This is a genomic window from Streptomyces sp. 8K308 (assembly GCF_004348315.1).
In the GTDB taxonomy this organism is placed as follows: Bacteria; Actinomycetota; Actinomycetes; order Streptomycetales; family Streptomycetaceae; genus Streptomyces.
Map to the genome: position 1 here is coordinate 17136 of NZ_SMKC01000063.1, position 9967 is coordinate 27102.

Sequence of the window (9967 nt, forward strand, 5' to 3'; positions counted from 1 at the left end):
CGCCGGTCGCCGGTTGTCGGCCAACGACGTTCCCCCAGGCCCCCCTCCTCACGTGGCACTGAACACCTCCCACTCAGAGTGGCGCGCGAGGGCGTGTCGGCGAGGAGGATCCGGCCGGGGCTCCCGTTCCCGATCGCCCCCGCCGCTCCCCTCACTGGCCGCCGCGGAGCAGCGGCCGCCACCAGTCGGCACGCTCCCGGTACCAACGGACCGTGTCCGCGAGGCCGTCGTCGAAGGTCGTGGCGGGCCGGAATCCCAACGACCGCAGCTTGCTGTCGTCCAGCGCGTACCTGCGGTCGTGCCCCTTGCGGTCCTCGACCCAGTCGATCATCTCGGGACCCAGACGGAGGGCGTGGAGCAGCCGCTCGGTGAGCTCCAGGTTCGTCAGCGACGTCGAGCCGGAGACGTGGTACACCTCACCGGCGCGGCCGCGCTCGGCCACCAGCTGGATGCCCCGGCAGTGGTCGTCCACGTGGATCCACTCCCGCTCGTTCCGCCCGTCCCCGTACAGCGGGACCTTCCGCCCTTCCAGCAGACGGGTGACGAACAGCGGGATGATCTTCTCCGGGTACTGGTAGGGACCGTAGTTGTTGCCGCAGCGCGTGACCCGCACGTCGAGGCCGTGGGTCCGGGCGTACGCCAACGCCATGTGGTCTCCGCCCGCCTTGGCCGCCGCGTACGGCGAGTTGGGCGACACCGGCGCGTCCTCGGTCCACGAGCCCTCCGCGATGCTGCCGTAGACCTCGTCCGTCGACACCTGCAGGAACAGCCCGACGTTCGCCTCCAGGCTGGCCCGCACGAGGCGGTGCGCGCCCAGCACGTTGGTCATCGCGAACACGTCAGGCGCGGTGATGGACCGGTCCACGTGCGTCTCCGCGGCGAAGTTGACCACCACGTCGTGACCGGGCACCACCCGCGCCAGCAACTCGGCGTCGCAGATGTCGCCGTGCACGAACGTGAAGCCACCGTTCACCGGATCGAGCGACGTCAGGTTTCCCGAGTACGTCAGCTTGTCCAGCACCGTGACGGACGCCCCCGCCCAGGCCGGATACCCGCCGGAGACCAGCGTCCTGACGTAGTGCGACCCGATGAACCCGGCCCCGCCGGCGACCAGTACCCGTCTCACCACGCCCACGCCTCCATGGCCCGGCCCCGCGCCGTCCGCACCCCGGCGCCCGCCGCCACGTGCCAGCCGGCGGAGTTCGAGGATCCCATGGAGCGAATCCTGCCCTGCCCCCCGCGCTGCCGGTGGCGGGCCGCGGCTAGCGCCGGTAGGTGCTCGCCGGTGGGCGCGTCGACGGCCTGGCCGGTGAGGTCGCCGGTGGCGCGGCGCAGCGCGCGGGCGAACTCGGCGCCGGTGGGCACGCCGCTCTCCAGGCCGACGGAGTACTGCACCATCAGGCCGACGACCAGCGTCATGGAGAAGGAGCCGAGCCCCCGCTCGTCCTCCGCGCCGACCTCGTCCTCCGGCACGCCCTGGGGAACAGCGCGGCCAGCATGCGGCGCGCCTCGGGCTGCGCGGCGCGCACCGCCTGGAGTAGTTCGGGGTCGTCGTCGATCCGCATGAGGGCCTCGAACCCGCCGCACGCGCCGTGCTCCTCGATCAGTTCCACGGCGCGCTGCCAGCTGCGCTCCTGCCGGACGAGGGGGTCGATGTCCGGGGCGAGCTCGGCGTTCAGGGAGCGCTGCATCTCCGTCGCCAAGTCGCCCATGGCCTCCAGGAGTGCCTGGCGCATGAGGGCCTGTTTGGAGCCGCCCTGTTCGTGCACCGGCAGCGCGGCCACCACAGCCCGATGATCGACCCCGCGCTCTTCCGCAACTCCGCGCGGCGTCCCCACGGCGGAGCGCGGCGCCGCCTCCCGGGGCGCGGAGTACGAGGCCACGCCACGGACACCGCCGCCCTCGTGACGCTCATGCGCCCCCCTTCCGGTACTTTCGTCCGATGAACAACCATCGCCCCACCATCGAGCAGGTCGCCGCCAGGGCCGGGGTCGGCCGTGGCACGGTCTCCCGGGTGATCAACGACTCAGGCGCGGTAAGCGAGCGGGCGCGGCAGGCGGTGCTGCGGGCGATCGACGAACTGGGGTACGTGCCGAACCGGGCGGCGAGCGCGCTGGCTGGGCACCGCACGCGCACCGTGGCGCTGGTCATGTCGGAGACGGACGAGCGCCGGTTCGAGCAGCCGTACTTCGGCCAGATCGTGGGCGGGATCAGCGCGGCCGCCGAGGCGGCGGGGCTCGCGCTGACGCTGCGGCTCACGCAGTCGGACGCGGAGCGCGCCGACCTGGCCGACCAGCTGCGCGCGCAGCGGGTGGACGGCGTGTTGATGATCTCGCTGGTGTGCGAGGACCCGCTGCCCGCCCGGCTCGAGGGCTACGGCATGCCCACCGTGCTCGGCGGTCGTCCCTGTGGGCTCGACGTGGTGCCGACGAGCTATGTGGACGCGGACAACCGGGACGGCGCCCGGCGCGCCACCGAGTACCTGGTCGGCCGGGACCGCCGCCGCATCGCCACCATCGCGGGGCCGCAGGACACCACCGCGGGCATCGACCGGCTCGCCGGCTACCGGGAGGCGCTGGCCGGCCGCCCAGAGCGGGTGGCGTACGGCGACTTCAGCGTCTCCGGCGGCATGGTGGCGATGCGTCGGCTGCTCGACGCCGACCCGCTGCTCGACGCCGTGTTCGCCGCCTCGGACAACATGGCGCTCGGCGCCCTGTGGGCGCTCCAGGAGCGTGGCCTCCGAGTGCCGGATGACGTCGCGGTGGTGGGGTTCGAGGACGCGCTGGTGACCTCGCAGGCGCAGCCGGCGCTCACCACGGTCCACCAGCCCACCGCGGCGATGGGCCGGCGGATGATCGAGCTGCTGCTTGATCGGCTGCGGGGCGCCCCGACGGCCGACGCGCCGGTCATCTGCGACACCAGCCTGCTGGTCCGCGAGTCGGCCTGACCCATCAGCGCCGGCAAGGCGGAACCGCCTGCCGGCGAGGCGAAACCGCCTGCGTGCGAAGACAAACCACCTACCGGCGAAACGGAGCAGCCCGCGGGCGAATCGGAGCAGGCTGAGCCGTCAGCCGCCGGCGAGGCGAAGCGGCACGATCGCTCAGCCCCCGGCGAGGCGTAGGCGCCCGCCGGCAAGGCGGAGCGGTCTGACGCCGTCGGCCGGCCGCGGAGCGGTGTGGCGCGATTGCTCAGCCGGTGGTGAAGCGGGGTACCAGGATGTCGAGGCGGCGGTCGGCCGCCTCCCTGGGGAGGCGGCCGGAGCGCGTGAGGGCGACCAGGCCGTGCAGGGCCGACCAGAAGACCTCCGCGAAGAGGCCAGGGTCGGCGTCCTCGCCCAGCACGTCGGCGAGCGGGTCGAGCAACGCCTGGAACGCGTCGCGCAGCGGCGCCGGCGAGGCGGCGTCGGCGAAGAGCAGGCCCGTGTCGAGCAGGAACATCGCGTCGTAGAGTGCGGGGTTGCGCTCGGCGAAGTCGACGTAGGCGCGGGCCACGGCGGCGACCGCGGCCGGTCCGGCGGGGACGTCGGCGACCGCGCCGCGGAGCGCCGTGCCGAGTTCGGCGAAACCCTCCAGGGCCACGGCCCCGACGATCTCGCGCTTGCCGCCGAAGTGGCTGTACAGCACGGGCTGGCTGTACTCGATGCGCTCCGCGAGCCGGCGCGTGGTGACGGCGTCCCAGCCGCTCGCCTCGGCGAGTTCGCGCGCGGTGGCGACGATCAGCTGGTGGCGGTGGGCCCGGTCGCGTTCCCTGCGTTCCTGTACCGACATGACGCGACACTAGCACCGCTAGACAGGCGAGCGGAGGCAGGCTAGCCTCGCAAACGGTTCGGCGGAGCGTCATGGAGAACGTGCTGGGGTGTCGTCACGATCGTGGTCGTCGGCCTGATGGTGGGGGTGGAGCTGGCGGTGGCTGCCTTCGTAACCCGATCCTCGACCGGCTGCCGAACGACGGCGGCCTCGCGGCCCGGAGCGACGGGGCCCGGGTGCTGGGCCGGGTGAAGCCGTTCTGGTACATCGGCTCGTCGGCGCTCGGCGCGGTCTGGGCCGGGACGGCGTGGGGCGGGGCGGGCGCCGGCCACGTCGGCGCGGCCACCGGGCTGCTCCTGTTGAGCGTGGTGATGTCCGTCGTGCTGCTGGTGCCGATCAACTCCCGGGTCGCCCGGTGGACCCGCGACAGCCTCCCCGCTGACTGGCGGGAGCGGATCGGCCGTTGGGACCGCTTCCACCACCTGCGCGTGGCCGTGCTCGTCGCCGCGTTCACGCTGTTGGTCGTCGGCGCGACGTCCTGAGGGACGCCCCGATCACCCTGGCGTGGAACTGACGGAACCGTTCTGGAGCGGCTGCTCGGTCCAGATGGACTTCCCGGTGTGGGTGAGCCTGGTGCCCCAGCGCTGCGCGAGGGCGGCGACCAGTTGAAGTCCCCGTCCGTACTCGTCGGTTTCGCCGGCGCGGCGGATGTGGGGCATGGTGAGGCTGGCGTCGGAGACCTCGCAGACCAGGCTCCTGCTGCGCAGGAGCCGCAGCAGGATGGGGCCCTTCGCGTGCCGGATGACGTTGCCGATCAGCTCGCTGGCGAGCAGTTCCGTGGTCGGCGTGAGATCGTCCAGGTTCCAGAGGCTGAGCTGCTCGCGGACGTGTCCGCGCGCCTCTCCGGCGGCGGTCGGGTCCTCGGGCAGGTGCCAGGAGGCCACGTCGCCCGAGGGCAGCCGGTGGGTGCGCGCGACGAGCAGGGCGGCGTCGTCGCTGGTCTGCTGCCTGGCGGGCAGCAGCGCCGAGGTGAGACCGTCGCACAGCGCGTCGAGGGAGCCGGTGCCATCGGGGCGGTACAACTCGACCAGATCTTGGGCGAGCTGGGCCATGCCCCGGTCGATGTCGCGGCTGGCGGACTCGACCAGGCCGTCGGTGTAGAGGACGAGGAGGCTTCCCGGGGGCAGGTCCAGGGTGGCGGTGTCGATCGGCGGGGTGGCCACGCCCAGCGGCGCGTTGGGGGGCAGGCTCGGAAAGTGGATGGTGCCGTCGGGGTGGACGACGGCGGGTGGCGGATGCCCGGCGCGGGCGACGACACAGGAGCCGTTGGTGGGGTCATAGACGGCGTACAGGCAGGTGGCGTAGAGATCGCTACCGAGGTCGTTGACGATGTCGTTGAGCCGGGTGAGCACCTCGTCGGGGGGCAGTTCGAGGTCCGAGAGGGTCCAGACGGCGGTGCGCAGCCGGCCCATGGTGGCGGCCTCCGGCAGGCCGTGCCCCATGACGTCGCCGATGACCAGGGCGACGCGGTCGGCGGAGAGCGGGATGACGTCGTACCAGTCCCCGCCCACCTCGACGTCCCGGCCGGCGGGCAGGTAGCGGGCGACGGCGGTGACCGCGGGCAGCTCGGGAAGCTCGCTGGGCAGCAGCGCGCTCTGCAGCTCCTGGGACCTGGTGTGCTCGATGTCGTGGCGACGCGCCCGCTCCAGGGCCCCGGCGAGCAGCCCGCTGGCGGCGATGAGCAGCGTGCGGTCACCGTCGGAGAACCCCCGGGGACGGGCGAAGGAGATGACGCAGGACCCCATGGCGCGGCCCGAGACGATCAGCGGCAGGAACGCCCACGCCTTCTTGGCCGACGCGGCCACGAGCTCCTCCGTCCCCGGATAGCGGGCGAGGAACTCCTCGGGCGATTCGATGAACTCGGGAGCTCCGGTGCGGAACGCGTCGGAGATCGCGGTGGCCGAATCGACCGGCATCGCGTTGACCATCTCGAGGAGCGCCCGGGAGTAGCCGACGCTCCCGACCACCCGGAGGCGGCTGCCCTCCACCACCATGATGACCGTCGCCGCCGCGTTGAAGAGCGGAAGCCCCTGGTCGGCGACGGCCTGAACCACGTCCTGCGCGGTGACGGCCCGCGCGAGCGCCGCCGTGAACTCGGCGATGCGGGAGGCCCGCTCGGCGGCGGCCCGCTCGGCGGCCGCCTGCTCGGTCTCCCGTAGGCGCTTCTCGGTGACGTCGCTGAGGTAGACGGCGAGGCCGTCAGGCACCGGTACCGCCCTGAGGTGGTACCAGCGGTCGCTGTCCGGCCACCGCACGTCGAAGTCGGTCGGGGTGCCCTCGGCGATCGAGCGCCGGCAGCACTCCACGAGGCCGGGCACCGCCCGCGCGGCGGGCACGTCCCACAGCGGACGGCCGGTCACCTCCCGCGACGGGCCGAAGAGCCGCTCGGCCTGGACGTTGAGGAACGAGACCCGCCCCTGCCCGTCGAGGGCGAGGAACCCGTCGCTGAGGTACCGCAGGGCACGCCCGACCGTCTCCTGGGTGGTGCGGGGCTCCCTCGTCTCCCACAGGGTGCCCCGCACGCGCACGGGCTCACCGTGGTCGTCGAAGATCGTGCGACCGCGGGCCTGCACCCGTCCGGACGTCCCGTCCGGACGGCGCACCCGGTACTCGTAATCGATCATGCCGTGGGTGCGGAGGGTCCGGTCGGTCTCGGCGGCCACCCAGGGCCGGTCGTCGGGGTGGATCACGTTCCACCAGCCCTCGGTCTTCCCGCCGAAGTCCTCCGGGGGGACCCCGAGAATGGCGTGCATCGCCTCGCTCCAGAGCACGTCGTCCGTGCGGGTGTCCCACTCCCAGGCTCCCACCCGCACCGCCTCGAGCGCCTGCCTGAGGTCCGCGTCGGCCGTCCGCGGGGCGGCCCGTCGCAGCCGCTCGCCGGCCCACCGGGCGACCTCCGTCAGAAGGGCGAGACCGCCAGGACCTGGCTCGCCCTTCGGGGCCGGTGCGGTCAGGACCGAGAGCGCGCCCAGCGTGCCCCCGGGCGCGAACACGGGGACGGACACCAGTCCGGCGTGCGCGGGGATGCCGGCGAGGCCGTCGTTTCCGGGCACCCGCGCGGTCGCGTCGGCCACGGCCATCCGTGCCGGTCGTCCCTGACGCACCGCCCGGGCGGGAGGCACGTCGGCGTCGCCCGGGACATGGTCCCAGGCCCCGGTGAGGGAACGCGGAAGTCCGCTGCTCACCACCAGTCGCAGTCCCGGCGCCCCGGCCGGCCCACACCGGTGCGCCAGGCCGCCGAGGCCGCCGAGGGCGGCCACCGCGTGGTGGAGGGCGGCCGAGAGCACCTCGGAGGCCGTCAGCCCCTCCTCCATGGCGTTGAGCACGCGCAACCGATCGGCCGGCGGCTCACCGGCCGGCATGGGGTGCCTCGCGTTCCCGACCATCCGTGACCTCCCGGCGGCCCTCCGGAGCGTCCTCCGCGCGGTCGGCCCCCCAGGGGCGGCCATGAACGCGCGAGAAGTCCGTGATCAGAGGATATCCGCCGGATTGCGCCACGGCTCCTCGTGTCCTCGGCCCGGAACGGTCGCCGCCCCCGGTGTGACGGCGGCGGCCGCCGGGTACCCGGAGCGTCCCTGCCGCCCCAGGCCCCGAAGGGATGAGAAGGCATGCGCGTCGTGGTGGTGGGCGCGACCGGCAACGTCGGCAGCGCCCTGGTCCGTGCCCTGGCCGGTGATCCGGCCGTGACCTCCGTGTTGGGGCTCGCCAGACGAACGCCCGACTGGTCGGTGGCCAAGACCTCCTGGGAGTCGGTCGACCTGCGCACCGAGCGGGCGGCGGCCGAGCTGACCGAGTGCTTCCGCGGCGCGGACGCCGTGGTCCACCTGGGCTGGATGCTGCAGCCGGCCCGCGACCCGTCGCTGACCTGGCGGGCCAACGTGCTCGGCACCACCCGGGTGCTCGACGCGGTGGCCGCGGCCGGGGTGCCGACGCTGGTGGCCGCCTCCTCGGTGGCGGCCTACTCGCCGGGCCCCAAGGACCGGGCGGTCGACGAGAGCTGGCCGACGCACGGCTGGCCGGAGTCCGCCTACAGCCGGGAGAAGGCGTACGTCGAGCGGCTGCTCGACACCTTCGAGTTCAGGTCGCCCGACACCCGCGTGGTGCGGATGCGGCCCGGCTTCCTGTTCTCCCGCGAGTCGGCGGCCGAGCAGCGACGGTTCTTCATCGGCCCGCTGCTCTTCGCGCCCATGGTGCGGCCCGAGCTGAGCCCGGTCGTCCCCGACCTGCCAGGACTGCGGTTCCAGGTGCTGCGCACCAGCGACGCCGCCGACGCCTACCGGCGGGCGCTCACCAAGCCGGTGCGCGGCGCGTTCAACCTGGCGGCGGAGCCGGTGGTGGACGCCGCGCTGCTCGCGCGGCTCTTCGACGCCAGGACGCTCCGGCTGCCACGGCCCGTGCTGCGCGGCGCGCTGGCCGCCGCCTACCGCGGCCGGCTGGCGCCCGTGCCGCCACAGCTCCTCGACGCCCTGCTGCGGCTGCCCCTCATGGACTGCTCGCGGGCCGCCGACGAGCTGGGCTGGCGGCCCAGGTTCGGCGCCGAGGACGCGCTGCGCGACCTGATCCACGGGCTGCGGCACCGGACTGGCGCGCACACCCCGCCGCTCGAACCCGACCTGCCGGGCGGGCGGCTGCGCGAGTTCGCCACCGGCGTCGGCCGCCGGCCCTGACCGGACGCGCCGAACACACCTGACACACCGAAGCAAGCGACACGAACGCGACCCAACGGGAACGAGGTGTCCCCTGTCATGACGACCTACGGCTACTTCCTGGCGAGCGAGGACCACGGCCCGCGCGAGCTCGTGGAACAGGCGCGGATGGCGGAGCACGCGGGCTTCGACTCGCTGTGGATCTCCGACCACTACCACCCGTGGCTCGACGCCCAGGGCCAGAGCCCGTTCGTCTGGTCCACCATCGGCGCCCTCGCCCAGGCCACCTCACTGCCGGTGGAGACCGCCGTCACCTGCCCCACCATCCGCACCCACCCGGCCGTCATCGCGCAGGCCGTGGCGACCAGCGCCGTGCTGCACCAGGGCCGCTTCCGGTTCGGCGTCGGCAGCGGCGAGGCGCTCAACGAGCACATCCTGGGCACCGCCTGGCCCGAGGCGCCGGTGCGGCTCGAGATGCTCGAGGAGTCCCTCGACGTCATCAGGCGGCTGCTGACCGGCAAGCGGGTGAGCCACCGCGGCCGCTACTACACCGTGGAGAACGCCCGCCTCTACACCGTGCCGGACGAGCCGGTGCCGATCGACGTCTCCGGCTTCGCGCCGACCGCCACCGACGTGGCGGCCCGCATCGGCGACGGCTTCATCACCATGGGCCCGGAGGCCGAACTGCTGCGCCGCTTCCGGGAGAACGGCGGGGGTGACAAGCCGGCCTCCTGCGGGATCAAGGTCTGCTACGACACCGACCAGGACACCGCGGCCCACACCGTCCTCGAGCGCTGGCCCAACATGTTCCTGCCCGGCGAGCTGGCCGCCGTGCTGCCCGAGCCGAGCCACTTCCAGCAGGCCACCAAGCTCGTCACCGAGGAGCACGTGCGGAACGGCCCGATGCCGCTCGGCGACGACCCGGAGGAGCACGTCAGGTCACTCGCGGCCTGCCACGACGCCGGCTTCGACCACGTCTACGTCAACCAGATCGGCCCCGACATGGCGGGCTTCTTCGACCTCTACCGCACCAAGGTCCTGCCCCAGCTGCCCCGTTGAGCAGCAAGGAGGAAGGAGGCACACCATGACCGCCAGCGCGCGTCCTGGAGACGACGTGATCCGCATCCTGCTCGACCAGCACGCCCGGATCCGCGAGCTGTTCACCGAGGTCAAGGGCGCCAGCGGCCCCCATCGGCGGCAGGCGTTCGACGAGCTGCGGGCGCTGCTCGCGGTGCACGAGACGGCCGAGGAGATGATCCTCAGGCCGGTCGCCAAGGAGACCGCGGGCACCGCGGAGGCGGACTCCAGGAACCGGGAGGAGGAGGCCGCCACCCGGGTGCTGGTGATGCTGGAGCGGATGGCCGTCGACAGCCCCGACTTCGATCGCACCTTCCTGGAGTTCGAGCACGCGGTGCTGCGGCACGCGGAACGGGAGGAGCGCGAGGAGTTCCCGGCCGTGCGGGCCGGGCGCACGCCCGATGAGCTGCGCGACATGGGGGCCAGGCTACGGGCGGC

Annotated in this window: 10 protein-coding genes; 5 read left to right on the forward strand and 5 right to left on the reverse strand. The window is 73.5% G+C overall.

The genetic code is table 11. The annotated features are described in order from the left end of the window. Nucleotides 1–151: 151 nt before the first annotated feature. From rfbB to E1265_RS36995, 3 genes are read right to left on the reverse strand one after another with little or no spacing between them, the layout of a single operon-like run. Nucleotides 152–1129, reverse strand: coding sequence for a dTDP-glucose 4,6-dehydratase (gene rfbB, locus E1265_RS12380; protein ID WP_132930344.1), 978 nt, complete (start codon nucleotides 1127–1129; stop codon nucleotides 152–154). Then, on the reverse strand, nucleotides 1123–1473 hold the full coding sequence (locus E1265_RS12385) for a hypothetical protein (RefSeq protein WP_132930345.1): 351 nt from the start codon (nucleotides 1471–1473) through the stop codon (nucleotides 1123–1125). Before E1265_RS12385 ends, rfbB begins: the two co-directional genes overlap by 7 nt. After that, entirely contained in the window at nucleotides 1416–1736 is a 321-nt protein-coding gene (locus E1265_RS36995) for a hypothetical protein (protein ID WP_165953735.1), read from the reverse strand. Before E1265_RS36995 ends, E1265_RS12385 begins: the two co-directional genes overlap by 58 nt. A 206-nt stretch (nucleotides 1737–1942) precedes the next feature. Here E1265_RS36995 and E1265_RS12395 point away from each other — a divergent pair, with 206 nt between their 5' ends. Beyond that, nucleotides 1943–2947, forward strand: a complete 1005-nt coding sequence (locus E1265_RS12395; protein WP_132930347.1) for a LacI family DNA-binding transcriptional regulator — start codon at nucleotides 1943–1945, stop codon at nucleotides 2945–2947. A 241-nt stretch (nucleotides 2948–3188) separates the two neighbouring features. Here E1265_RS12395 and E1265_RS12400 read toward each other — a convergent pair whose 3' ends face one another. Continuing rightward, a complete protein-coding gene (locus tag E1265_RS12400; protein ID WP_132930348.1) occupies nucleotides 3189–3767 on the reverse strand; it encodes a TetR/AcrR family transcriptional regulator in 579 nt (192 codons plus the stop codon). 215 nt (nucleotides 3768–3982) lie between these two features. Between E1265_RS12400 and E1265_RS12405 the strand changes: the two genes are divergently transcribed. Next, entirely contained in the window at nucleotides 3983–4288 is a 306-nt protein-coding gene (locus E1265_RS12405; protein WP_347877195.1) for an anthrone oxygenase family protein, read from the forward strand. A 12-nt stretch (nucleotides 4289–4300) separates the two neighbouring features. Here the strand turns inward: E1265_RS12405 and E1265_RS12410 are convergent, their stop codons facing one another. Continuing rightward, a complete protein-coding gene (locus E1265_RS12410; protein ID WP_132930349.1) occupies nucleotides 4301–7192 on the reverse strand; it encodes a SpoIIE family protein phosphatase in 2892 nt (963 codons plus the stop codon). 222 nt (nucleotides 7193–7414) lie between these two features. Here E1265_RS12410 and E1265_RS12415 point away from each other — a divergent pair, with 222 nt between their 5' ends. The 3 genes from E1265_RS12415 to E1265_RS12425 form a co-directional block, all read left to right on the forward strand. After that, a complete protein-coding gene (locus E1265_RS12415; protein WP_132930350.1) occupies nucleotides 7415–8473 on the forward strand; it encodes an NAD-dependent epimerase/dehydratase family protein in 1059 nt (352 codons plus the stop codon). A 78-nt stretch (nucleotides 8474–8551) separates the two neighbouring features. Continuing rightward, entirely contained in the window at nucleotides 8552–9511 is a 960-nt protein-coding gene (locus E1265_RS12420; protein ID WP_132930351.1) for a TIGR03557 family F420-dependent LLM class oxidoreductase, read from the forward strand. Between the two features lie 25 nt (nucleotides 9512–9536). After that, nucleotides 9537–9967: hemerythrin domain-containing protein (locus E1265_RS12425; RefSeq protein ID WP_132930352.1), on the forward strand; the 431-nt coding region annotated here is incomplete at its 3' end.